The following is a 25998-nucleotide window of genomic DNA, read 5'->3' as shown; positions in this document are numbered from 1 at the left end:
TTTTATATTTCGTTAAACCCTGAGCTTTTGTCCGATGGAGATGGCATTGTCAGAAAGGTTATTTTTCTGACGCAGTTCATCAACGGTTAAATTGAATTTTTTAGAGATAGAATATAAGGTATCACCTTTCTGGACTTCATACGTATTGTCCTGAGAAATCGCGCCTGAACTGGAAGTTTTTACAGGTTGGTCAATCGGCACATATTCGAGTCCGAGTACCTGCGCGTCATACTGATGTAAATTATAGCGCTCAATGTAAGAAATCAATTTGTCCGGATATTTTGGATCGGTCGCGTATCCTGCAGCGCGTAAGCCTTTCGCCCATGCCTGATAATCGCCTTTCGGCAAATTGAAAAGGCCGGCGTAACGATTTCTTGAAGTCAGGAACAATGCGTGATCGCGGTAAGAATCTGCAGGATCTTTGTATTTCCTGAAACATTCCTGCTCAGAGTCATCGTCGTGGGTTACGGTTTCACCGGTTCAGTCGGCGTGGCATTTGATACCGAAATGATTGTTGGCGCTCAAGGCCAGATCGCCTTTCCCTGCACCAGACTCAAGGATTCCCTGCGCCAGAATGATGCTTGCGGGAATGCCGTAAGTTTTCATATTGCCCATCGCGATATCCTTGAATTTACCAACATATCCATTGACAACATCGCTGTAAACGACAGTTTTTGAAGTCGATTCAATCACTTCAGTTGTGCGTGTTTCGGTTTTTGGTGTTTGCTGCGCTACGGAAGTGTTGTTTTTCGTATTCGAAACAGGCTTTGTCCTCACCACTCTGGGTTTTGCAGGCACTTTTTTATAAGTCCTAACTACCGGTTGCGTAGAATGACAAGCCGCGAGTGACAGTAAAAACGTCAGGAGTAACAGTGTTTTTTTAAACATGGGTATTAATTAATGGTAATTTCTTATGCTTCAATTTGATGTTCATGCCTTGAATTCCCTGTAATCCACCGGTGTGGATCATCAGAATTTTTGAATTTTCAGGGAAATAATCTTTTCGGATTAAATCCATAACGCCAAAAACCATCTTTCCCGTATAAACCGGATCAAGCGGAATGTGATATTTTTCAGAAAAATCGTTGATGAACGCAATCAGATTTTCATCGATTTTTCCATAACCACCAAAATGATAGTCGTTTATCAGTTCCCAATTCGAATTTCGCGCAAATTTACAAATTTCATTTTTGAGGAAATCGCCTTTTAACGCCGGAAATCCCAAAACCTTCTGGTTTGGAGATGTGCTGTTGATGATTCCGGAAATCGTTCCGCCTGTTCCGACAGCACAACAGATGAAATCAAAATTGCGGTCGGTTTCAGTCAGGATTTCTTCGCAGCCTTTCACTGCCAAATCATTCGTTCCGCCTTCAGGAATCAGGTAAAAATTACCGAATTCTGCTTTCAGGTTTTCGATGAAATCAGTTTCTTCCTTTTGCCTGTATGCTTCCCTTGTTACAAATTTAAACCGCATTCCGTTTTGTTGCGCAAACGAAAGTGTCGGATTGTCAACAATCTTATCACCAATTTCGTCGCCGCGTATGATGCCGACTGATTCGAAATTATCGGCTTTTGCAGCAAAAGCGACCGCAGCGATGTGGTTGGAAAAAGCGCCTCCGAAAGTCAGCAAAACTTTCTTATTTTCGGCATTTGCCTGAAGCAGATTGTATTTCAGTTTGCGGAATTTATTGCCCGAAACAAACCGATGTATCAAATCTTCACGTTTGATGAAAAGCTCGATATTCGTGTCTTCGTCCCGAAAAATAAATTGGTTATCAGTTGTCATTTAAATGTATTTCAGGAAATTCCAGAATCGTCTTTGTTTTAAAAATTGCGGGTTTTTCTCATTCGCGTAAGCTTCTTTTCGAATGAAATATTGCGGTAGGCCAAATTATGATTTCCAAACCGAATCAATCCAAACAAATATTCCGCAAAATACCATAAAAAGAAAGCAATCACCAACATTTCGAGTTGCTGCCTGATGTGGATTTGTTCATGCTGCATCAAAACCAAATTTTGTTGGCTTTCACTTTCGCGTAAAACTACAAAGGGAAATACCGTCAATGCCGCATATCCTTCCGGAATTAAATATTTCGCAACGACAATATACATTCGTTATAAAGTTTATATTTTTGCTTTCATGTACGAGCAAAATAACGAAAATAAACCAATCGAGGGCGAAGATTTCTATTATACGCCCGAAGGTTACAAGTGTTTCACAGAGAAATTCCACCTCAAACGCGGTTATTGCTGCAAAAGCGGCTGCCGCCATTGCCCGTACGGATTTGACAAAAAAACAAATACAATTAGAAAATCAGATAATTAGAAAATGAGATAATGCAATGCAGCCCTTAATTCTAATCTTTAAATCTTACAATCTTTAAATCTCAACTAATGACTTTCAAAGAACAAATAAAACAAGGAATTCCATCTGTTTTACCACAGCCAAAGCCTTACGAAACCGATATCAACCACGCACCGAAACGAAAGGAAATCCTTTCTGCAGAAGAAAAAAAACTGGCAATCCGCAATGCGCTTCGTTATTTCGATGCCAAAGACCATGCCGAATTGGCTAAGGAATTTTCAGAAGAATTGAACACTTATGGCCGCATTTATATGTACCGTTTGTGTTCCGGATTATAAGATGTATGCGCGCCCGATTGACGAATATCCGGGAAAATGCGAGCAGGCGAAAGCCATCATGCTGATGATACAGAACAACCTTGATTATGCCGTGGCGCAGCATCCGCATGAGTTGATTACGTATGGCGGAAATGGCGCGGTTTTTCAGAACTGGGCGCAGTATTTACTGACGATGCAGTATTTGGCAGAAATGACCGAAGAGCAGACTTTGGCAATGTATTCGGGGCATCCGATGGGATTGTTTCCGTCGCACCGTGACGCGCCAAGGGTTGTGGTTACTAATGGAATGATGATCCCGAATTATTCGAAACCGGATGATTGGGAGAAATTCAACGCGCTTGGCGTTTCGCAATACGGACAGATGACGGCGGGAAGTTATATGTATATTGGGCTGCAAGGCATTGTTCACGGAACGACAATTACAGTTTTGAACGGTTTCAGGAAAATCAGAAAATCTCCATCAGGCTCTTTATTTGTCACATCCGGATTGGGCGGTATGAGTGGCGCGCAGCCAAAAGCCGGAAATATTGCGGGTTGTATTACGGTCTGCGCCGAAGTGAATCCGAAGATTACACACATTCGACATTCCCAAGGTTGGATCAATGAAGTTTTTGAAAACATAGACGAATTGGTGCAACGCGTCAAAAAAGCGCAGGCCGGAAAAGAAGTGATTTCGCTGGCATATCTCGGAAACGTCGTTGATGTCTGGGAACGTTTTGATGAAGAAAATTTACATATTGATTTGGGTTCAGACCAGACTTCGCTGCACAATCCGTGGGCGGGCGGTTATTATCCGGTCGGGATTTCATTTGAGGAATCGAATGAGATGATGGCTGAAAATCGGAATTGTTCCGTGAAAAAGTGCAGGAAAGTTTAAGACGCCACGCTGCAGCCATCAATAAAAATACCGCAAAAGGCACTTATTTCTTTGATTACGGAAACGCCTTTTTGCTTGAAAGTTCACGTGCCGGCGCTGATGTGATGGCTGAAAACGGTATCGATTTCAAATATCCTAGTTATGTACAGGACATTATGGGGCCGATGTGTTTTGATTATGGATTCGGCCTATTCCGGTGGGTTTGTGCATCCGGAAATCCGGAAGATTTACAGAAAACGGATGACATTGCGTGCAAAGTTTTGGAGGATTTGGCTGAAGATGCACCAAATGAAATCCAACAGCAATTAAAAGACAACATCCAATGGATCAAAGGTGCCCAGCAAAATAAACTGGTCGTTGGTTCACAAGCTCGAATTTTATACGCTGACGCTGAAGGCCGCATCAAAATCGCCGAAGCGTTCAACAAGGCAATTGCCAACGGCGAAATAGGTTATGTGATTTTAGGCCGCGATCACCACGATGTTTCGGGAACAGATTCGCCTTACAGGGAGACTTCTAACATTTATGACGGCTCAAGATTTACAGCCGATATGGCGATTCAGAATGTCATCGGCGACAGCTTTCGCGGAGCAACCTGGGTGAGCATCCACAATGGCGGCGGCGTTGGTTGGGCGAGGTCATTAACGGCGGATTTGGTATGGTTCTTGATGGCTCTAAAGAAGCGTCAAGGCGTTTGGAATCAATGCTTTTCTGGGATGTCAACAATGGGATTTCAAGAAGAAGCTGGGCCAGAAACGAAGGCGCGATCTTCGCCATAAAAAGGGCGATGGAAACGCAACCCTTATTGAAAATCACCATCCCGAATATAGTCGACGACACGCTTCTGGATTTTTAAATTATGAAAGCAAACAGCTTATCGTTAATGGTTCTGGGCGCACTGCTTTTGGTTGGCGGGATTTACCTTCCAATCAACATTTATGTAAGATACGCTTTATTGCTGGCTTCGATTATCATAAATGTGGTGGCCGTGGTTCGTAGTTTTCAGGAAAAGAGAAATAAAAATTAATATGATAAATACTATGAAATCGCCACAATAAAGAAATTTGCGCAAGCAAATACCATTAAATAAAAGGCGATAACATATATGATCACTAAAAAATAAATTTTGCATATATGAAAACAAAAACAATCCTATCGGTTCCGCTGATGCTTCTGGTACTTTTAAGCTCCTGCTGTTCGGTTCAGGTGGCACACGATTATGACAAGAAAGTCGATTTTTCGCAATTCAAAACTTATGCTTTTTACAAGGCCGGAGTTGATAAAGTCGAGATTTCCGATTTAGACAAAAAAGAATCTTGCACGCAATTGAAGATGAAATGACCGCAAAAGGTTTTACAAAAAGCGAAAAACCAGACATTCTCGTAAATATTTTCACCAAATCGCGCGAGCAGGTCGACGTGAACCAGTTCAATGCCGGTTGGGGTTATGGCTGGGGCTACGGCTGGAATCCTTATGGTTGGGGCGGACGCACGACTGTAACATCTTCAACGCAGGGAACGCTTTACATTGATTTGATTGACGCGAAGAAAAAAGAACTGGTCTGGCAGGGAGAAGGCACCGGAGAATTGACAAAAGACGTCGATAAAAAAGACAAAGTCGTGAAGGATTTTGTGGCTAAGATACTGGCGCAATATCCTCCGAATTCAAAAAAGTAATTAATAACCCCTTTTACATAGTTTGACCGGAGCAGCAATGTTCCGGTTTTTTTTGTGGTGGTTTTGAGAGACCTAACAGGTTTTGGAAACCTGTTAGGTCTTAACCGGAAATGTCATTATAAACCAGATTGCCCTAGCCCGAGCCCGGATGGCAATAGAAAGCTTTTTGCCGGCAACCCCTATTTTTTGCGGTGGAAAAAAAGCGACGCAGGAGCTCTTTTCCACCGCAAAAAATAGCGGTTGACAAAAAAACTTGGAATGGACAGCCGGAAACAGCTTCAAAAAACTTAACTTTACCATATCATAATTTACCTCAAAATATGGAAGCCGAATTTGAAAGCAACCCACTGATTGACAGATTACCGACACATTTAAAGCAGTTCATCAAGCCACAGGATTACGACGATTATACGCCGATTAATCAGGCGGTTTGGCGGTATGTGATGCGTAAAAATGTGGATTATCTGTCGAAAGTGGCGCACAGTTCGTACCTCGATGGTTTGAAGAAAACCGGACTCGAAGTCGACAATATTCCGAATATGTATGGCATGAACCGCATTTTGAAGGAAATCGGCTGGGCGGCTGTGGCTGTTGACGGGTTTATTCCGCCGAACGCTTTTATGGAATTCCAGGCTTATAATGTACTTGTGATTGCGTCTGACATCCGTCAATTGGAACACATTGAATATACGCCTGCACCGGATATCATCCACGAAGGAGCCGGGCATGCGCCGATTATCGCGAATCCGGAATATGCAGAATATTTGAGACGATTTGGCGAGATTGGCTGCAAGGCGATTTCTTCGCATAAAGATTATGAAATGTATGAGGCGATTCGATTGCTTTCGATTTTAAAGGAAGCAGAAGGCACGCCAAAAGCTGAAATCGACGCAGCAGAAAAAGCCGTTGAAGATCTGCAGAACAATATGGGTGTAATGTCTGAAATGGCGCGCATCAGGAATTTGCATTGGTGGACGGTGGAATATGGTTTGATCGGCGATTTGGAAAACCCGAAAATTTATGGCGCAGGATTGCTTTCATCAATTGGGGAAAGTGCATGGTGCATGACCGATGCCGTGCAAAAACTGCCCTATTCGATTGAAGCCGCAGAGCAGAGTTTTGACATTACAAAACCACAACCGCAACTTTTTGTAACGCCGGATTTTGCTTATCTGAGTCAGGTTCTGGAGGAATTTGCGAATACGATGGCGTTGCGCACAGGCGGGCTTTCAGGCATACAAAAACTGATTGATTCGAACGCTTTGGGTACGATTGAATTGAGTACCGGATTGCAGGTTTCAGGTGTTTTTACGAAAGTGATTGAACATGAAGGCAAACCGATTTACATACAAACAGCAGGAAAAACGGCGCTTTCTTACCGCGAAAAAGAATTGGTCGGGCACGGAACGATTACACACAAAGATGGTTTCGGAAGCCCGGTCGGGAAACTCAAAGGCATTAATCTGGCGATTGAGGATATGAGTCCGCGCGATCTGAAAGCCTACAATATTTACGAAGCCGAAAGCGTGACTTTGGAATTCGAAGGCGATATCACCGTAAAAGGCGAAATCATCACTGGTTCAAGAAATCTGCAAGGCGAAATCATCATCATCAGTTTTAAAAATTGCACTGTCACTCATGGAGAAACTATCTTATTCCAGCCGGAATGGGGCATTTATGATATGGCTGTCGGCAAGAAAGTCGTTTCGGCATTTTCTGGCCCTGCAGACGTTCGCAGTTTTGATTTGATTACGCATGTCCCTTCGAGCAAAACAATCAAAGCAAAGCAATCAGAAGAACGTACCGAACTTGAAAATCTATATAAAGCGGTCAGGAATATCCGCAATGGCGAAGGGACTTCATCTTCTTTAAAAAACATATTTTATTCTGTAAAGATTGACCATCCGAAAGACTGGCTTTTATCACTCGAAATTGCCGAATTACTCAAGGAGCATAATAACACTGAAATCATTCAGGAAGTCCTGATTCACCTGGAGAAATTAAAAGAAACACGCCCGGAAATTGCGCATTTGATTACGAATGGACTGGAATTGATTTTTGAGAATGAAAGCGTGAACTAGTGCCTTCGCATATAATTAAAGTATCCCGTCCGCATCAAAACTGACGGGATTTTTTATTTATTGCAGTTGCAAATCTGCGGCAATTTCGTTAATTTAGCTTATAGCGCTCCCCAGACATAAAATACTGCCAATGGAATTTGCCGAAAACTACGACCTGTTACAAACTGTTTTTGATACCGCACCCAACGGTATCGCTGTAATGCAGCCGGTTCATGATTCAAAAGGAAAAGTTACAGATTTCTCCATTTTACTATTTAATGCGTATACGCGCAATTGGATTGGCGATATTGATTACAAAGGCAAATTGTATGGAGATTTATTTCCTATGGTTAAAGCTACCGGCATCCTTAAAAAATTTATTGCCGTGGCTGAAACAGGTATTGCCGATAATTTTGAGCAATGGTATGATGGCGAAGGCATGAAATACTGGTTCCGATTTACGGCCGTAAAACAAGCGGAATTACTGGTAGTCACGACAGAAGATATTACCGAGCGCAAACAGGCAGAAATTGCATTAGGAGAACAAAAAAGGCTTTACGATTCGATCATTGATACTACTCCTGACTTAGTTTATGTGTTCAGTCCGTCCTACGATTTTGTTTATGCCAATAAGGCGCTGCTCGCTATGTGGGGAAAACTGCAGAAGAAGCCATTGGGAAAGGCCTGCGTGAAAACGGTTATGAAGAATGGCACGCGCTCATGCACGAACGCGAAATTGACGAAGTTGTTACAACGCAAAAAACAATCCGCGGAACAGTTTCGTTTCCGCATGCAGCATTAGGCTCGCGTGTTTATGATTATATTTTGGCCCTGTCATTAATGAAAACGGAGAAGTCGAAGCGATTGCCGGAATAACCCGCGACATCACCGAAATCAAGCAGGCTGAAGAAAAACTGCAGCAAAGCAAAACCAGCCTGAAATCGATGATTGATCAAACACCCGCCGCGACACTGGTACTTATGGGCGATAATCTGGTGATTGAGCAAATCAATATAAAAATGCTCGAATTCATAGGCCGCAGTGACAAAATTATCGGTCAGCCATTGATAGCTGTTTTACCCGAATTAGAAGGACAATACGTCTGGGAGCAGGTAAAAAAAGTATACCACGAAGGCATTGCATTCGACCAGAACGAAGTGCTTGTTCCGCATAACCGCACCGGTACAATAAAAAATTACTATTACAACCTCGCCTACCGCCCTTTGATTGAAAACGGAAAGATAACCGGCATGATACAGGTAGCAATTGACGTCACCGAACAAGTTGAAGGAAGGAAACAACTCGAAGAAAGCGAAAGGCGTTTCCGTGAAATGCTGCTGCAGGCACCAGTTGCGGCAACATTGTTTCAGGGACGGGATTTAATTATCGAAATTGCCAATGAACTTACACTGAAATACTGGGGAAAAGACGCATCAATTATTGGTAAATCCGTAGCCGAAGCTGCGCCAGAGCTGGAAGACCAACAAGTGATTGCGCTTTTGAAGGACAGGTATGAAAAAGGCGGCACGGTTAGTTTCTCAGAAGCACCTATCACATTTATTGAAAACGGTGTTTCAAAAGACGGTTATTACAGCTTTTCGATAAAAGCTTTATATGGAAATGACGGCGAAGTCGAGAGCCTGCTCAGTATCGGCGTTGACGTTTCAGAACAAGTTGAAGCGCGAAAAAAACTCGAAGAAAGTGAAAATCACTTCCGGATATTGTCTGAAACGCTGGAGCAGCAAGTCAACAAGCGTACGAAAGAATTACAACGTTCGAATGAAGATTTGCAACAATTTGCCCACGTCGCTTCGCACGATTTAAAAGAGCCAATCCGTAAAATAAAAACGTTTATCGGACGGCTTGAGCAGGAATTTGACGGCAAACTCAGTGATACGGGAACGCGCTATATTGAAAGAATCCACGTTGCTACGGCCGGCATGTTCAACATGATTGACGGCGTATTGGCTTACTCCACCACAAATGCAAGCACGCATAAGATTGAATCTGTAAACCTGAATGAAGTCATAAAAAACATTGAAACCGATCTGGAACTTGCATTGCAGGAAACCGGCGGAACAATAATGCATTCCGATCTGCCAACACTGGAAGGCGCATTGGTACTGCTTTACCAACTTTTCTACAACCTCATCAACAATTCTATCAAATTCGCGAAAGAAGGTATACCGCCGCAAATAACAATAACGTCAACGAACATTTTTGAGCATGATGAAAGTTTCTCGAAAATCATTTTAGCCGATAACGGAATCGGATTTGAACCCGAGCATGCCAATCGCATATTTGAAACCTTCAGCCGCCTTAATTCTAAAGATTCCTACGAAGGCACCGGTTTGGGATTGTCGCTTTGCAAGAAAATTGTAGAACGCCATGGCGGAAGCATCATTGCTGACGGGAGTTCGGATAAAGGTGCGGCATTCACCATAATACTTCCTTTGCAGCAGAAAGGAACAAGTGTCTGATAATGCTGATAAAACACGCACGATGCGACAACTGATTTTAGAAGAATGGCTCTCGCTTGATGGCTTCGCCGCATACGGAAACGATAAACCTGGTTTTCGTGCCAGACAGTCGCCATATAAATTGTAATGCAAAATCCAATAATTTATATCGCCGCTTATTTTCTTGCATTTTATTTTGGGCTCTTTTGCTATCATTTTTTTAAGAAACGAAACAATAAGATTATCGGGCAAAAAATTTTAAGCTCATTCTCAGACGTTGCTTTAAACCACATTGAAATTAAATTTTCAGAATCATCTTTTAATGGTTTCAGGGCCGAATCGGGCAGGTTTGTTGATGCGACGATGTACTATAATGACGAGATAATACTATTTTTATTAAAAAACAATTCCCGCCGTGGAAGTTTAAATGCTTCATTGACATTTGTCGTTTCCCTTAATAATCAACCATTACCTTATGACACCAATTATTACAGGGCAGAAAATTTATTCATTAAAAGCGATGAATACATTTTGAAGGTCAGCGGAATCAGGCTCAAAAAAGAATTGCAAATTTATTCTGACAGCCTGAATGATGAATTAAAAGCCATATTCAGGCGTTATCAGGATATTTATGGTTTATGAATTATAATAAAAGAAATCCAATCTGTACAAAATGAACAATGAAGTATTGCTGAAGGCATTCATGCAGGAAGTCTGGAATGAGAAAAACATTGCAGCCATTTCAAAATATGTCGCATCGGAATATACGATCTATCTGGATAATTCCAATCCCTGGGAAGGAAAAACAATCAATCATGAGGAATTTAAGAAACGCCTGAATTTTTCCTTTGATTCATTTCCGGATATCCATTTTGAAATAAGATCGGCCATAGCCGACGGAAATCTTGTTGCCATAACATGGATTATGACCGGAACAAATACGGGTTCAATCGGTGAAATTCCGCCCACAAATAAAAATATTGAGGCTGACGGAATAACGCTTTATCATTTCCTGGATGGAAAAATATCGGGACATACGCAGGTTTACGACAGGACAAGAATCATGAAACAATTGGGATTTATTGATTAACCATGATCGCCGGGATATAATTTGCAATGTCATGTGCAGCGGCTTACTTTCCCAAAAGCGCCTTAAAATCAAACATTTCGGCAATAATTCTTTATCTTTATTGACTTAAAGGAAAGCAATTCCCCTGAAAGACAATACGATAACATGCTCAAAATTAAACTTCTGCATGCAATGCTGATTTGCTGCCTTCCTGTAACGCTATGGGACAGGAATTTGAATGGGCGCTCCATCCGGAGAGTATTGTTGATAAAAATTGGGGAAAAGACATTCCGCAAAGCGGTTATATCATCACCACCAATAGCAACAATGAAATTTACGCGATTATGAGCGTTACAGGTTATCAAAAGATGGCATTTGCCAATCAGGTAATCGAAATTGAGCCTAACGAAAATGGACGCGTCAGCCTGCTCGTAAAATTTGACACCAATAAAAATGTAATCTGGACAAGGAAATTTGGCACAGTTGGCAATGTCGATTTTATATCTATTTGCCTGGATGGAAACGAAAACCCGCTCATTACAGGTATGGCGGGAACAGTTTTCCATTCATTATATCTTAACCCTGAGCCAGCAGATCCCAATTTCCCGGAAAATTTAACCCCTACTCAAACCAATATTACTGATGATCAGGAATATGGTTTTTTATTAAGAATGGACAGTGAAGGCCATTACATCGACAGCAGGTTGTTTAGGCGCACGGAGCTCTTTGTGGAGGCGGATCATGCGGATAATATTATCGTTTCAGGAAATTCGTACGATTTGAATGAAGATCACTTCCAGCTTCCTTATGCATTTATTAAAAAATTTGATGCAGATCTGAACCCACTTTGGGAAACATCCTATGCGCAAATTCATAAAAGCCGTTTTTGGAGACCCGCCTTTGACAGCCTGAACAACATTTATCTGCAAGGATCATATCATACGGATTTTTCTTTCGCGAACAACCTGATTGTAAACCCTGACCCGACACATGGAGTACCATTTATCGCCAAAATCATGGCAGACGGGACACAGCAATGGATTATGAATTTGCCCTGGCAAACCTTTTATGGACAGACTACGATAAAGGTAGATGCATCGGATCACATTTATTTTATTGCCAGATTTGGAGACGGACAATCTTTTGCATTTCAGAATGAAACCGTCACTTTAGACCCAGGTGAATTTTCCTCCGGCACGGTATTTTTTAAAATGGATACAAACCGCAACCATATTTGGGCCTTCCAATATTGGGGGCTGAAACAAACATCTGGGATTTTGACCTTAACAGTCACGGAGAAATCATTCTTCCTATCAGTTCAAATCGCAGAGGTGAAGTATTCATCGGAAATCAAAATACTGCCATTAACACTTATGATTCAAGAGGCCTTTTAGTAAAATTGGCTTCAGACAGCACATTGCTCGATATCAAGAGAACAGATGCTGTAAGGGTGCATGTCGATTCAAGCGACAACATATTGATTTCTGGAGGTGTCAATCAGCCAACCGACATTAACCCGCATCCTTTCGATAAGTATTTAGTTGATGTAAATTTATATCCGATTGAAACTGAGGCAGGCACAATGATGAGTCCTGAAAGTATAGGATTCGTGGTAAAATTACGCGAATGCGATACCCAGCCGTTGTTCGACGTCGACTACTATTTTTGTGCCCAGTCGACACCGAATCCTACCATTGCCGACATAGAGCCAAAAGACTTCAATATAAGCTGGTATGGTTCAATGACCGCGACTACATCTTTAGCAGGCGATTTTGCAATAATTCCCGGACAAACCTACTATTACGAAAAAGCGAACCCGGGCTGTCCTGCGCTTGGTCGCTTCCCGGTTGTGATGCTGCTTTCGCAGAAGCCTTCAGCGCCTGTTTTAGACTTGGCACAGCCGTGTTATTATGACGGTATGCGACTGTCGGACGTACTGTTATCCGGTTTGGATTTAACGTTCTACGATCCGGCAACCGGCCAATCAATCAGTTCCTCGACAATCATTGTACCCGGCACGGCATATGCTGTAAGCCAAACCGTCGGCGTATGCGAAAGCGACCGCACCACTTTAAACTCCAGCAGATGGGCACCTGAACCTGAACAAACGGTTGGCTATTGTGACAATGGCGGAGCTGCAACAGTAAAATTGTCGGATTATAACCAGGCATTATTACCCGCAACCGCCGCGCTTTCCAATTATGTTTTCAGTTACCATCATACGGCTGACGGTGCTTTCACTGATACTGACGAGATTGGAAATACCACAACATTTCCGGTAAACAATCAACCTGTTTACGTGCGTGTGACTTCGTTGATGCAATCGTGCTTTGGTGTGGTGGTAATGCATTTTTCACCGTCAACGATTCCGGCCATTGCAGAGGTTGTCGTTACTGATTTGGCGGAAAACAATTCGATTAATGTACTTACAGATGAAACAGGACTTTCCTATTCGCTTGACGGCATCAACTTCCAGCCGGAAAACTTCTTTGAAAATCTTGATACGGGACAATATGATGTTTATGTGAAAAACCAATGGGGCTGTATTGACGCGCCGAAATCGGTTTATGTGCTTGGATATCCGAAATATTTCAGTCCGAATGGTGACGGCATCAATGATATCTGGAAAATTGATTTCGCTATTTTTCAGGACGCATTAGATGTCGAAATCTTCGACCGTTACGGCAAGCTGATTACGCGGTTCAGCAAAGAGGCGCCGGGCTGGGACGGCACTTTAAACAACCGGCCGCTTCCTGCAGATGATTACTGGTTCAGGATTGTTCGGGTGGCTAACAGGGAAACTATCTCTAAAGGGCATTTTGCGCTGTTGCGATAGTTGCAATACAGCACCTTAAGAAAAAATAATTAAAAATTTTGATGTAATTCGTTAACTTTATGACTTTCGGATTTTATCTTTTGTAACGACAATTTATAATGTGGCTGAATAAACTTTCCTACCTAATCCTGATCATAATACTTCCCGCATCAATTTGGGGCAGGAGTTTGAATGGGCGCTTCATCCGGAAAGCGTTGTCAATAAGAATTGGGAAAAAGACATTCCGGCAAGCTACATTGGCCTTACCACCAACAGCAATAATGACATTTATATGCTGATTTACGTTACAGGTTACCAAAAGTTAGCATTTGCCAATCAGGAGATCGAAATCGAGCCAAACGATAACGGATATACGAACCTGCTTATCAAACTTGACACCAATAAAAATTTAATCTGGGCAAGAAAGTTTGGAACAGTTGGAAAGGTAGATCTCAGTTCTATTTGCCTGGATGAAAACGAAAACCTGCTTATTACAGGCATCGCGGGAACAATTTTACATTCATTATACCTCAACCCTGAATCACCAGATCCAAACACGCCCGACGATATTATCCCGACCCATGGGAATCTGACCGACGGCCAGGATTACGGTTTTTTACTCAGAATGGACAGCCAGGGCATTATCTGAGCAGCAAACTGTTTAATCGCATGCAGCTTAATGTGAACACCGATCATGCACATAATATTATTCTTTCGGGGATTTTGTCTTTACTTGACGCCGATCATTTTCAATTGCCTTATGGATTGATTATGAAATTTGATCAAAATCTCAACCTGTTATGGGAACTTTCCTATGCGCAAAATCAAAAATGCTTTTTTCGGAACGTTGCTTTTGACAGCCATAACGATATCTATTTTCAAGGCGTCTATATTTCACAATTCACTTTTGCAAATACAACGCTTGAAAATGATTCGACGCAAACACTTCACAACGGATCATTTTTAGCAAAAATTGAGGCCAACGGAACTCAGGCATGGATTATGGATCTGACTGTTCCGGGTTATGCAATTGGCGGTTCTTCCAATCTGGTTGTTGACTCATCAGATCATATTTATTTAGGAACAGGATTTGGGAATGGACAATCTTTTGCTTTTCAAAATGAAACTGTCACTTTAGACGCCGGTGAATTTAACGGGGCAGCGTGCTATTTAAAATAGATGCCAATAAAAATTTCATTTGGAAGCTTCCTTTTTTCGCAACATTGGGAAATGCCGGCATTTGGAATTTCGACATCAACAGTCATGACGAGCTCATTCTTCCGGTCGATTCAGATCGCAGGAGCAGCGTATTTATAGGAACTCAGAATATTCCGGTAAATACTTACGATTCTGAAGGCCTTTTAATAAAATTGACCACCGACAGCACGCTGCTCGACGTCAAAAGAACGGATGCCACATCAGTACATGTCGATTCCGCAGACAACCTATTGCTTTATGGCAATTTCAATCTGCCAACCGACCTCAACCCGAATCCTTTCGATGAATATATGGTAGATGTAAGTTTATATCCTGTTGAAACCCCGGAAGGCACCATAATGGTTCCCGAAGATAAAGCCTTCCTTGTGAAATTACGCGAATGCGACACCGAGCCATTGTTTGATAACAATTATTATTTTTGTGCGCAGTCGAATCCGAATCCGACTGTTGGCGACATTGAGCCAAACGATTTCAACATTAGCTGGTACAGTTCGATGACATCATCTACTCCACTGCCTGCCGACTTGGTATTGGTTCCCGGGCAAACCTATTATTATGAAAAAACGAACCTTGGTTGCCCTGCTCTTGGTCGTTTTCCGGTTGTGATTTTGCTTTCGCAGAAGCCATCCGCACCTGTACTTGATGTGGCACAGCCTTGTTATTTCGAAGGAATGCGGCTTTCCGACGCGGTGTTGTCAGGTTCAGATTTGACGTTTTACGACCCGACAACAGGAAAACCAATCAGTGCCTCGACAACCATACTGCCCGGCACGAATTATTCTGTAACCCAGACTGTGGGTGCCTGCGAAAGCGACCGTACAACTTTAAACTTCAACAGATGGGAGTTGCAAGCAGAGCAAACCGTCGGATATTGTGATGATGGCGGGCCTGCTACGGTAAATTTGTCAGATTATAATTCGGCATTATTGCCTGCAAATGCTGCGCTTCCCGGTTATGTTTTCAGTTATCACCTCACTGCCGATGGCGCTTTAAACAATACAAACCAGATTGTAAATACCACAACATTCCCGGTAGCCAATCAACCTGTTTATGTGCGGGTTACATCGCTCTCGCAGTCATGCTTTGGTGTAGTGGAAATGCGGTTTACACCGGCAACAATTCCTGCTGTTACTGAAATCGTGGTCAATGATCTGGCTCAAAATAATTCGATTAATGTACTTACAAACGAAACAGGGCTTTCCTATTCAATTGACGGAATCAACTTCCAGCCTGAAAATTTCTTTGGAAATCTTGATACAGGCCAGTACAATGTGTATGTGAAAAACCAATGGGGTTGTGTAGACACGCCGAAGGCTGTTTATGTACTCGCCTACCCGAAATATTTCAGTCCGAATGGCGACGGCATCAATGATATCTGGAAAATTGACTTTGCTATCTTTCAGGACGCACTTGATGTTGAAATTTACGACCGCTATGGCAAGCTGATTACACGATTCAGCAAAGAGGCTCCGGGATGGAACGGCAGTTTAAACAATCGTCCACTTCCGGCAGATGATTACTGGTTTAGGATTGTTCGGGTTGCAAATAAAGAAACTATTTCAAAAGGGCATTTTGCACTGGTAAGATAATATTCGTTCCGGCTTAACTTATTTATTTTCGTAATCCGAAAAGAAAGCAATTAAAAATCCCGACAAGATTGCCGGGATTTTTAATTGTTCCTATTGCCCAAATATTATCTTTTGATAATCTTTTGGTTTGAATATCCTGCCTCAGACTTAATCTTCAACAAGTATATGCCGGTCGTTAAATCTGACAAATCGATTCTCGCAGTGGGTGACGGCGTTTCGAAACGGATTTCTTTTAGAATCCTTCCATTGGTATCAAGCAGCACTATTTCATTAAGCGTAGTTTTGCCTTCAATGTTCAATATTCCATCAACCGGATTTGGATAAAGCGTGAACGAACCCGCTTCGTTTTCGGAAACCGACAATGTTTGCACGAACTGCGTTGTTGCGGTATTGGTCGTTACCGGCGGATTTGAATCGAAAAAAATGCGTGCCGTATTACTCACGATATTTCCAACCATTATGTCCATCGGCTTGACCTTAAAAGCGATGAAACCGTGCGATCCTGCCTCGTTAGTCGTGCTGTCAGGAAGGTTTATATTGTTAAAGGTGAAAGTAACCTCGCCTGCGTTTTTGATTTCTGTTCTTCCGTTATGACTCATGCTTTCAATTTGCATTGTAGGCCAATTCAGCTTATTATCGAGGAGCATCCTTACCGTTACGTTTGCTGCATCAGCGGTACCCGTATTTTGAAAACGAACGAGGTAGTGCAGGTATTCGTTGGCATTTTGTATCGGAACCTGGCTACCTTCAAGGCATGTAATGTCGTTAGGATCCCACGAACCTATAACCGTCTGGTGCAACTCGAAAGTGTTATCGGGTAAGGTAGCGTCTCCTGAAACCGGAGTGATGCTTACCGTAGAAATGACCTGATCGCCCAAAACAGACGCAGGCGGCGGGAAAACATGAAAAACCAGATCTATTATCCTATTTTCCAATGGGCCAAATCTGCGAAATCAAAAGACAGTGTGTTCGGGGTTTGTACGGCAATCGTCTGACTGGCAGTAAGGAAATTGAGCCTGTTATTCTCATATGCAAAACTGATCGTTCCGCTGGCAGGCGCTGTACCCATATTTCGGTAAACAATACGGTAATGCGTGTCGAATCCTGCCCTAAGATTGTTTAACGAAGGATAGGCAGCAACGCTCAGATCGTTGGCGGCTCCTACAGGTGCGACACAAAAATCGGCCTGATAGACATTGCCCATGCCCGAAAAAGTATTGATGTGCTGTGCCGGCGTTGAAACATAGTATTCCGGCAATTGATAGAAGATTGATGTGTAAAACTCGCCTTCTCCCGTTTTTGTATGGAAATTTCCGTTTTCATCGGTAAAAGTGGCCAGGTATTTCCGGCATTTCCTGAAATGACCATAATATTGCTACCCTTTACATCATCGGCGGTACAGCCATTGGCATTGGTATCAAGGGTTACTTTTCCGGTAATTTCGTTGCCTTGCTCACCCAGATTTTCAAATACCGAGACTTTGCTGAGCGTATAGTTGGCGTCGTAACCAAACACCGAAAGAACGTCCATATCATTGTCATTGTCAATATCTGCAACATTTACGCACGAAGGAACAGTATAATCGGCAACCTGCTGGATGATTTTTTGCGGACTAAAACTGCCGTTTCCTGAATTTTCATACCACGCCAACTGGCCGGTTGTGTACGGATGACCATCTGCCGTGAGTACGTCGGTATCACCGTCATTATCCAAATCGGCTGCGATAATTGACTCACCGTGTACTTCTAATGTTGTAATATCATGTTTTTCGGTGAAGTGGCCGTCACTGTTTTCGTACCAGATGACAGCATCGAAACCGCCTCCGCCCAACGCGCTTATTCCGACAATATCCCTGTCGCCATCGCCGTCAATGTCTGCAGGATAAACAGACTGCATTGCACCGAAAACAGACATGTACTGTTGTTCGAATGTTCCCAACCCGTCAGTATTTCTGTAATAAAAAGTGTCCATACTATAGGATGAGGCTATGATATTCCGGATGATCGTCGCCATCCATATCGGCGATTTCCATAGAAGTCAGTGAGCCGTTATTTCCGAAAGGTGCTGCGATTTCTTGTTCAGGGCCGAAGTTTCCATTGCCGAGATTCTTATACCAAGAAATCTTATTTGAATTGTAAACGCCTCTTACGATGTCTGTTTGTCCGTCGCCGTCAAGGTCTTTGCAGCGAATTATCGTCACACCGTCAATGGTGCTTTCGATTGCATGTTCTGTGTCGAAATTTCCATTCCCGTCATTTTCATACCAGAAAAGTACGCCCAATTTAAAGGCCGCGATATCTGTATCGCCATCGCCATCAATATCTGCAGGATATGCAATCGGCGATATATTGCCGACCTCAACACTTTCAGTGATAATATGCTCTTTGCCATAAAAACCGTGTCCGTCTGTATTTTCGAACCAGGTTAGCTTGGCATCGTGGTGCGAATTCACCAATAAATCGATGTCGTTGTCTCCGTCAAAATCAGCAGGGTAGACTTTGTCTGCGAATTTAATCCTGCGCGCAATAACCACCTGTCTTCCGTAATTGCCGTTTCCGTCGAGGTGTTTGTACCACGCCACTTTATCATCATCCTGAGAAGCAGAAATGATGTCTTTTTTTCCGTCGCCGTCAAGATCGGCAGTTATTACCGAGCGTACATTGAAAGCCTTGTTCGTTATAACTTGCGGATTGCTGAAATTTCCTGAACCATCATTGCTGAACCATCCGATTTCGTTGGTTTCTGTATAGACAATGTCATTGGTATTGTCGCCATTGATGTCGGTCACCAAAACGGAATTGGTTTCCTCGGCATTAGAAACGATAACATTCTCATCACTGAAATTTCCGAGTCCGTTTAAATTCTTATACCAAACGATCTGGTTGTCAGTCCTTAACGAAGCGATGATGTCTGTATCGCCATCATTATCCATATCAGAAGTTGTTATCGAGCTGATGCCGCCAGCTGATGAAGATATCGCAATGGCAGCGCTAAAAACACCGTTGCCCATGTTTCTTATCCACGCCACTTTGTTGTAATCTTTGTAACCGATGATGATGTCGCGGTCTCCGTCTCCGTCAAGGTCTTCGGCTTCTAACAGCGAGGTTAGGAATAAAGTTGCATTATCTGTGGTGATTACCTGTTCTGCTCCGAAGCTTCCGTTGTTATTGTTTTCAAACCACACCAATTTTCCTTCGTATGGAGAGCTGTTAAAGGCATACGAACATACGATATCCATGTCGCCATCGCCGTCAATATCTACAGGCACCACAGGTATTGTATTGTAGTTAAAGCCCAAAGTAAAAGTTTGCATCACCTGAAAGTTCCCTAAGCCGTTGGTATTTTTATATACTGTGAGCGTGTTGGCAATTACGCCTAAAATATCATTATCGCCGTCATTGTCAAAATCCATTACATATAATGCGGTGCCGACTGCGCCATTCGATTGTATGCTGACGCTGTTTTTTTCGCCGAAATCTGCTAAACCGTCTTTATTCTCATACCAGTTCAATTGCCTTCCGTAGGTAACGATGTCGAGATCATTATCGCCATCGATGTCAGCCGACCTGACCAACTCCGGACTGTAAGTGGTAAAAGATTCGCCGGTCACTTTACTTTCCAGAAAGCCAATCTGCCCGAATGATTTGACTGAACCTGCCAATAATAAAAACAGGAGTAATTTTGTTCTCATGATTTTGTATAATTTTTGCCCAAATATATAGCTTTTCATCGTTTGTAAGCAATCACTTAAAAAACTTCTCTTTAAGAAATCGTAAATTTTTGAGCAAAAAAAAACCGCCCGAAGGCGGCTTTTCCAAAAAATGGAAACGAAAACTATCGTTTGATCACTTTATAGGTCTTGAACAGATCGTCGGCGGTTACCCTTACAATGTAAGTGCCTTCCGCAAGATTGCTCATATCTACTTTAGTTGCTCCGGCATTGATCAGTTTGTTATACACAACCTGTCCTAACATATTGACTACCTCAACACGCGAAATGTTGGCGGTATATTCAATTGTCAGGATATCCCTGACCGGATTCGGATAAAGTTTAATTTCATTGCGAACGATGTCTTCAGTTCCTAAACAGGTTCCTAAAGTTACCGTTACGGCAAGTCTTGTATCGCTGCCGCAATCGCCGCTGGTCAATGAAGCGTAGTAAGTAGTTCCTGCTACCAATAAGGTGTTTTCTGCTACTTCGTTTCCGCCTGTCGCAGCGTCATACCACGTGATATCGGTTTCTGCTATTACCAGCATTCCTACAGTTTCACCTGAACAGAATTGTTGTGAGGTGCTTCCTGTTGGCGATGCCACATGGTTTACAGTCGCAATTACCGGAGTTCTTGTTACCGAAGTACAATCGCCATTCGATGCCTCAACATAATAAGTTGTTGTTGCATTGATAGAAGGCGTATTGAACGTTGCGCCAGTTGCTAAAGCAGTTCCGCCAGTTGCTGATGCATACCAGCTTAAGCCGGAAGCACTTGTCGCACTCAAGGTAACCGATCCGTTTCCGCAACGGCTGCCAGGTGTCGTCGTCAATACAGTTGCCAAAGTGTTTACGGTTGCAATTACCGGTTGTCTTACAGAGGTACAAGTACCGTTTGAAGACTCCACATAATAAGTGGTCGTTGCACTGATAGATGGCGTAGTGAATGTCGTTCCGGTTGCTAAAGCAGTTCCGCCTGTTGCTACGTTAAACCAGCTCAATGTTCCGGAAGTCGCAGTTGCCCCTAAGACAACAGTACCTGCTCCGCAACGGCTGTTTGGCGTAGTGCCTACAATCGTCGGCGTAAGGTTCACAGTTGCAATAACCGGAGTTCTTACTGATGTACAGCTTCCGTTAACCGATTCAACATAGAACATTGTCGTTGTACTGAGTACCGGAGTTGTGAAAGAACTTCCACTGCCCAATACCGTTCCGCCTGTCGGCACACCATACCAGTTTATTGTTCCTGAGCTGGCTGTCGCCGATAAGGTAAGTGTACCTGAATCACAGCGGCTTGCCGGAGCTGTAGCCGTTATGGCCGGGGTTGCATTTACAGTCGCTGTTACAGCAATTCTTGCCGATGTACAACTTCCGTTAGAAGCCTCTACGTAGTAAGTTGTAGTCGCACTGAGCGATGCCGTCACAAATGTTGTTCCTGTTGCTAAAACAGTGCCGCCTGTTGCTACGTTGTACCAGCTCAATATTCCTGAACTTGCAGTCGCACCTAACGTAACGATTCCTGCATCACATCTGCTGCCCGGAGTTGTTCCTGTAATGGTTGGCGTTGCATTTACAGTCGCTGTTACCGCAGTTCTTGTCGAAGTACAGCTTCCGTTTGATGCTTCTACATAATAAGTGGTAGTTGCACTGATGGATGGCGTTTCCAACGATGTTCCGGTTGCCAGAGCAGTTCCGCCTGTAGCCACGTCGAACCAGCTTAAAGTTCCTGAACTTGCAGTTGCAGTAAGCGTTACCGAACCTGAATCACATCTTGAAGCAGGAGTGGTCGCAGTTATGGTTGGGACTGCATTCACCGTTGCTGTTACTGCAATTCTTGGAGAAATACAGCTTCCGTTTACAGCTTCCACATAATAAGTTGTGGTGGCGCTTAGCGAAATCGTTACAAAACTAGTTCCCGTTCCTAAAATAGTTCCGCCAGTCGCAACATTATACCAGTTAAGCGTACCCGCTGATGCCGTTGCGCCAAGTGTCACAGTACCTGCACCACATCTTGATGACGGAGTTGTACCTGTAATCGTCGGTGTGGCGTTTACAGTCGCTGTTACCGCAGTTCTTGCAGAAGTACAGCTTCCGTTTGATGCTTCTACATAATAAGTGGTAGTTGCACTGATAGATGGCGTTGCGAACGATGTTCCGGTTGCCAGAGCAGTTCCGCCTGTAGCCACGTCGAACCAGCTTAAAGTTCCTGTACTTGCAGTCGCACTAAGTGTTACTGAACCTGAATCACATCTTGAAGCAGGAGTGGTTGCAGTTATGGTTGGAATTGTATTTACCGTTGCTGTTACCGCAACTCTTGCCGATGTACAGCTTCCGTTTACAGCTTCCACATAATAAGTTGTGGTGGTACTGATGGATACAGTCGTAAACGAAGTGCCGCTTCCTAACAAGATTCCGCCAGTTGAAGCGCTGTACCAGTTGAGCGTACCTGCAGAAGTCGTTGCTCCTAGCGTTACAGTACCTGCACCACATCTTGACGCTGGCGTAGTTCCCGTAATCGTTGGTGTGGCATTTACGGTTGCTGTTACCGCAGTTCTTGCAGAAGTACAGCTTCCGTTAGACGCTTCTATGTAGTAAGTTGTGGTCGCGCTAATCGATGGTGTAAGGAATGAAGCTCCGGTTGTCAAAGCAGTTCCGCCAGTTGCTACATCGTACCAACTGATAGTTCCGCCAGTCGCAGTTGCAGTAAGCGTTACCGGCCCTGAATCACATCTTGAAGCAGGCGTTGTTGTAACAATTGATGGTGTCGTATTTACAGTTGCAATAACCGCAGTCCTTCCTGAAGTACAGCTTCCGCTGACAGCTTCTACATAGAAAGTTGTGGTTACGTTGATGTTTCCGGTTACGAATGAAGTTCCGGTGCCTAATACACTTCCGCCTGACGGTAATGCATACCAGTTCAATGTTCCTGCCGAAGCAGTCGCTCCCAAAGTTACACTACCCGCATCGCATCGGCTGGCCGGTGTTGTAGCAGTGATTGTTGGAATATCATTTATCGTTGCCGTTACCGCAGTTCTTGCAGAAGCACAGCTTCCGTTAGCAGACTGTACATAGTAAGTTGCAGTCGCGCTGATGGATGGTGTAAGGAAAGTTGTTCCTGTACCCAAAACCGTTCCGCCTGTAGCCACATTATACCATGTTAAAGTTCCTGAACTTGCAGATGCGCTTAAAGTTACAACACCAGCTCCACAACGGCTGCCCGGAGTTGTCGCTGTTATCGTAGGAGTCGCATTAACAGTTGCCAGAACAGCAATTCTTGCAGACGTACAGCTTCCGTTAGTCACCTCAACATAATAAGTTGTCGAAGTTGAAATGGATGGCGTAATGAATGACGCACCGCTCGCTAAAATACTTCCGCCTGAAGCGACACCGTACCAGTTGATTGTTCCTGCAGAAGCTGTTGCTCCTAAAGTCACGCTTCCTGCGTCACAACGCGTTGCCGGTGTGGTGGCAGTAATTGTAGGTGTGGTATTCACAGTTGCGATGACCAGCCACTCTTGACGATACGCAGCTTCCGTTAGAAGACTCAACATAGTAAGTTGTAGTCGTTGCAATCGTTCCTGTTATGAATGTATTTCCGCTTCCAAGCGAAGTTCCGCCTGAAGAAACGTTATACCAGTTCAATGTTCCTGAAGAAGCAGTTGCTGATAAAGTTACACTTCCCGCGTCGCATCGGCTTGCAGGTGTTGTACCTGTAATCGTCGGCGTAAGGTTTACTGTAGCTGTTACCGCAGTTCTCGGAGAAACACAGCTTCCACTGGTCGACTGAACATAATAAGTCGTAGTCGTACTGATAGATGGCGTTACGAAATTATTGCCGCTTCCAAGCGAAGTTCCGCCTGTAGCCACGTCGAACCAATTGAGTGTTCCTGCGCTTGCAGTGGCGCTTAAAGTAAGCGTACCCGTGTCACATCTCGTTGCCGGAGTTGACGTAAGAATCGTCGGCATAACGCTGATTGTTGCAGTAACCGGAGTTCTTGGTGATGCACATGATCCGTTTACAGCCTCAACATAATAGGTTGTCGTTACTGAAATATTTCCTGTTGCGAATCCGGTTCCTGTTCCTAATACAGTTCCGCCCACGGCAATTCCGTACCAGTTAAGCGTACCCGCACTTGCAGTCGCGCCCAATGTTACCGAACCTGCTCCACATCTGCCCGCAGGCGTTGTAGAAGTTACCGATGGTGTAACAGTTACAGTCGCGATTACCGGCGTCCTTGCAGACACACAGCTTCCGTTGGTGGCGTCAACATAATAAGTTGTCGTAGCACTCAGTGAAGGTGTAAGGAAATTCGTTCCTGTAGCCAATGAAGTTCCGCCTGTCGGTACATTATACCAGTTCAACGTTCCTGCGCTTGAAGTCGCATTCAAAGTAAGTGTTCCCATATCGCATCGGCTGGCCGGAGTAGTACTTGTAATGGCTGGGGTCGGACTGGCTGTTGCCAAAACCGCTGTCCTGGTTGAGGTACAAGTTCCGTTAGTGGCTTCAACATAATAAGTCGTGTTCGCACTGATTGAAGGTGTTACGAAGCTTTCGCCTGTACCTAACACACTTCCGCCTGAAGCGACATTATACCAATTCAAAGTTGCACCTGAACTTGCAGTTGCACCTAAAGTCACACTTCCGGTGTCACATCTTGAACCAGGTGTAGTTGTTGCAACAGTTGGTACCGTATTTACAGTAGCCAAAACTGCAGTCCTAGCAGAAATACAGCTTCCGTTGGCAGCTTGTACATAATAAGTTGTATTGGTACTGATGCTTGGCGTTGCGAAGCTTGTGCCAGTTGCCAAAGCAGTTCCGCCCGTAGCGACGTCAAACCAGCTTAAAGTTCCTGCACTTGCAGTAGCACCTAAAGTCACGCTTCCTGTACCGCATCTCGCACCAGGTGTAGTTGTTGCTACGGTTGGCGTCGTATTAATCGTGGCTATGACAGCGGTTCTTGCCGAAACACAGCTTCCACTGGCAGCTTCCACGTAGAAAGTCGTTGTTGTGCTGATGATTCCTGTCGGGAAGAAGCAGGTACCAAGAATCGATCCACCTGTAGCAACGTTATACCATCTGAGTACACCCGCACTCGCAGTCGCGGCCAATTGCACACTTCCTGCATCACAACGTGAACCTGGTGTAGTCGTAGCTACTGTCGGAACAGCAGTTACGGTGATATAACTTGTTTTGGTTTCTGTATCACCTCCGTTATAGTTGGTTGCGATTAAAGAAACTGCATAAGTTCCCGGCGTATTGTAAACCACTGTCGGGTTTTGCGTCGTAGCTGTAGCAGGCGTTCCACCGGCGAATGTCCAGCTCCATACGAATGGGATATTTGTCGAAGTGTCGGTAAAATCTACCGAACCGCCTACGCAGGTTGCCGTTGCCGAAGCGGTAAAGTCGGCTTCCGGTGGTGTAACCGGGCAGCTTCCGATTTCGTCTCTTGCAAATCCGTCGCCTGATCCTCCGAAATAAGCGTAGAATGATGGCGGGATGCCGCAAGTCGCTGCATCGAGTTGGTCTTTGGCTGCACTGTCATTGATACCGCCCATGTAGGCGAAGAATGACGGCGGTGTGCCGCAGATGGTTGCGCTGAGCTGGTCTGTCGCTGCGCCGTCATTGCTTCCTCCAAAATAGGCGAAGAATGATGGCGGCGGTGCGCTGCAGCTTGTATTCATTAACAAGTCGAAAGTTGCATTGTCTTCACTTCCTCCGAAATAGGCATAAAAATGCGCCGGAATCGAGCAGGAGGTCTGACTTATCGCATCGTATACAGAACCGCGACCGGCTCCGCCATTATACTGTGCGTAAGATGCATTTCCAAAAATGAAAGTAACGAATACAATTATAAAAAATTGGATTGTTTTCTTCATCTTAAT

At 43.9% G+C, this 25998-nt stretch carries 21 protein-coding genes and 3 pseudogenes; 15 read left to right on the top strand and 9 right to left on the bottom strand.

Annotation, left to right across the window (positions count from 1 at the left end; all coding sequences use genetic code 11):
- Window positions 1-12: 12 nt before the first annotated feature.
- The 3 genes and pseudogenes from ACSLFW_RS07125 to ACSLFW_RS07115 form a co-directional block, all read right to left on the bottom strand.
- A pseudogene (locus tag ACSLFW_RS07125) lies at window positions 13-888 on the bottom strand (glucosaminidase domain-containing protein).
- Window positions 881-1786, bottom strand: coding sequence for a 1-aminocyclopropane-1-carboxylate deaminase/D-cysteine desulfhydrase (locus tag ACSLFW_RS07120; protein WP_436555203.1), 906 nt, complete (start codon window positions 1784-1786; stop codon window positions 881-883). Before ACSLFW_RS07120 ends, ACSLFW_RS07125 begins: the two are co-directional and overlap by 8 nt.
- A 38-nt stretch (window positions 1787-1824) precedes the next feature.
- Window positions 1825-2112 (bottom strand): hypothetical protein, encoded by a 288-nt coding sequence (locus ACSLFW_RS07115; RefSeq protein ID WP_436555202.1) that lies wholly within the window; start codon window positions 2110-2112, stop codon window positions 1825-1827.
- Window positions 2113-2140: 28 nt separating this feature from the next.
- Here ACSLFW_RS07115 and ACSLFW_RS07110 point away from each other — a divergent pair, with 28 nt between their 5' ends.
- The 15 genes and pseudogenes from ACSLFW_RS07110 to ACSLFW_RS07040 all read left to right on the top strand — a co-directional run bounded on the left by ACSLFW_RS07110 (window position 2141) and on the right by ACSLFW_RS07040 (window position 16406).
- Window positions 2141-2326, top strand: a complete 186-nt coding sequence (locus ACSLFW_RS07110) for a DUF5522 domain-containing protein (RefSeq protein WP_436555201.1) — start codon at window positions 2141-2143, stop codon at window positions 2324-2326.
- Window positions 2327-2602: 276 nt separating this feature from the next.
- A pseudogene (locus tag ACSLFW_RS07105) lies at window positions 2603-4376 on the top strand (hypothetical protein); the annotation flags it as partial.
- 3 nt (window positions 4377-4379) lie between these two features.
- Window positions 4380-4547: a hypothetical protein gene (locus ACSLFW_RS07100; protein ID WP_436555200.1), complete on the top strand. Its 168-nt coding sequence runs from the start codon at window positions 4380-4382 to the stop codon at window positions 4545-4547.
- A gap of 107 nt (window positions 4548-4654) precedes the next feature.
- Window positions 4655-5196: pseudogene (locus ACSLFW_RS07095) on the top strand (DUF4136 domain-containing protein).
- Between the two features lie 320 nt (window positions 5197-5516).
- A complete protein-coding gene (locus ACSLFW_RS07090; RefSeq protein ID WP_436555199.1) occupies window positions 5517-7277 on the top strand; it encodes an aromatic amino acid hydroxylase in 1761 nt (586 codons plus the stop codon).
- Window positions 7278-7407: 130 nt separating this feature from the next.
- Window positions 7408-8058: a PAS domain-containing protein gene (locus ACSLFW_RS07085; protein ID WP_436555198.1), complete on the top strand. Its 651-nt coding sequence runs from the start codon at window positions 7408-7410 to the stop codon at window positions 8056-8058.
- Window positions 8059-8200: 142 nt separating this feature from the next.
- A complete protein-coding gene (locus ACSLFW_RS07080; protein WP_436555197.1) occupies window positions 8201-9736 on the top strand; it encodes a sensor histidine kinase in 1536 nt (511 codons plus the stop codon).
- Complete coding sequence (locus ACSLFW_RS07075) at window positions 9729-9863, top strand: hypothetical protein (RefSeq protein WP_436555196.1); 135 nt, start codon at window positions 9729-9731, stop codon at window positions 9861-9863. Before ACSLFW_RS07080 ends, ACSLFW_RS07075 begins: the two co-directional genes overlap by 8 nt.
- Entirely contained in the window at window positions 9863-10357 is a 495-nt protein-coding gene (locus ACSLFW_RS07070) for a hypothetical protein (RefSeq protein ID WP_436555195.1), read from the top strand. Before ACSLFW_RS07075 ends, ACSLFW_RS07070 begins: the two co-directional genes overlap by 1 nt.
- Window positions 10358-10388: 31 nt before the next feature.
- The gene (locus ACSLFW_RS07065) at window positions 10389-10805 is read left to right on the top strand and encodes an ester cyclase (RefSeq protein WP_436555194.1); all 417 of its coding nucleotides are present in this window, start codon (window positions 10389-10391) and stop codon (window positions 10803-10805) included.
- 323 nt (window positions 10806-11128) lie between these two features.
- Entirely contained in the window at window positions 11129-12178 is a 1050-nt protein-coding gene (locus ACSLFW_RS07060) for a hypothetical protein (RefSeq protein ID WP_436555193.1), read from the top strand.
- A 5-nt stretch (window positions 12179-12183) separates the two neighbouring features.
- The gene (locus ACSLFW_RS07055; RefSeq protein WP_436555192.1) at window positions 12184-13620 is read left to right on the top strand and encodes a T9SS type B sorting domain-containing protein; all 1437 of its coding nucleotides are present in this window, start codon (window positions 12184-12186) and stop codon (window positions 13618-13620) included.
- 154 nt (window positions 13621-13774) lie between these two features.
- Window positions 13775-14248 (top strand): hypothetical protein, encoded by a 474-nt coding sequence (locus ACSLFW_RS07050; RefSeq protein WP_436555191.1) that lies wholly within the window; start codon window positions 13775-13777, stop codon window positions 14246-14248.
- A 20-nt stretch (window positions 14249-14268) separates the two neighbouring features.
- Window positions 14269-14778 (top strand): hypothetical protein, encoded by a 510-nt coding sequence (locus ACSLFW_RS07045; RefSeq protein ID WP_436555190.1) that lies wholly within the window; start codon window positions 14269-14271, stop codon window positions 14776-14778.
- Window positions 14779-14822: 44 nt separating this feature from the next.
- Window positions 14823-16406, top strand: a complete 1584-nt coding sequence (locus ACSLFW_RS07040) for a T9SS type B sorting domain-containing protein (protein ID WP_436555189.1) — start codon at window positions 14823-14825, stop codon at window positions 16404-16406.
- Window positions 16407-16510: 104 nt separating this feature from the next.
- Here the strand turns inward: ACSLFW_RS07040 and ACSLFW_RS07035 are convergent, their stop codons facing one another.
- From ACSLFW_RS07035 to ACSLFW_RS07010, 6 genes are all read right to left on the bottom strand, one after another.
- Window positions 16511-17341, bottom strand: a complete 831-nt coding sequence (locus ACSLFW_RS07035) for a T9SS type A sorting domain-containing protein (RefSeq protein WP_436555188.1) — start codon at window positions 17339-17341, stop codon at window positions 16511-16513.
- The gene (locus tag ACSLFW_RS07030) at window positions 17326-17610 is read right to left on the bottom strand and encodes a hypothetical protein (protein WP_436555187.1); all 285 of its coding nucleotides are present in this window, start codon (window positions 17608-17610) and stop codon (window positions 17326-17328) included. The genes ACSLFW_RS07035 and ACSLFW_RS07030 overlap by 16 nt, the downstream gene beginning before the upstream one ends.
- On the bottom strand, window positions 17568-18419 hold the full coding sequence (locus ACSLFW_RS07025; protein ID WP_436555186.1) for an FG-GAP repeat domain-containing protein: 852 nt from the start codon (window positions 18417-18419) through the stop codon (window positions 17568-17570). Before ACSLFW_RS07025 ends, ACSLFW_RS07030 begins: the two co-directional genes overlap by 43 nt.
- Window positions 18379-20097 (bottom strand): FG-GAP repeat domain-containing protein, encoded by a 1719-nt coding sequence (locus ACSLFW_RS07020; protein WP_436555185.1) that lies wholly within the window; start codon window positions 20095-20097, stop codon window positions 18379-18381. Before ACSLFW_RS07020 ends, ACSLFW_RS07025 begins: the two co-directional genes overlap by 41 nt.
- 143 nt (window positions 20098-20240) lie before the next feature.
- Window positions 20241-23609: a T9SS type A sorting domain-containing protein gene (locus tag ACSLFW_RS07015; RefSeq protein WP_436555184.1), complete on the bottom strand. Its 3369-nt coding sequence runs from the start codon at window positions 23607-23609 to the stop codon at window positions 20241-20243.
- The gene (locus ACSLFW_RS07010) at window positions 23560-25992 is read right to left on the bottom strand and encodes a PKD domain-containing protein (protein WP_436555183.1); all 2433 of its coding nucleotides are present in this window, start codon (window positions 25990-25992) and stop codon (window positions 23560-23562) included. The genes ACSLFW_RS07015 and ACSLFW_RS07010 overlap by 50 nt, the downstream gene beginning before the upstream one ends.
- Between the last annotated feature and the right edge of the window lie 6 nt (window positions 25993-25998).

The sequence above is a fragment of the Flavobacterium sp. 3HN19-14 genome, from assembly GCF_051373205.1.
Taxonomy (GTDB): domain Bacteria; phylum Bacteroidota; class Bacteroidia; order Flavobacteriales; family Flavobacteriaceae; genus Flavobacterium.
Note: the sequence above shows the minus strand (reverse complement) of the source record. Positions and strands in the feature narration are given on the sequence as shown.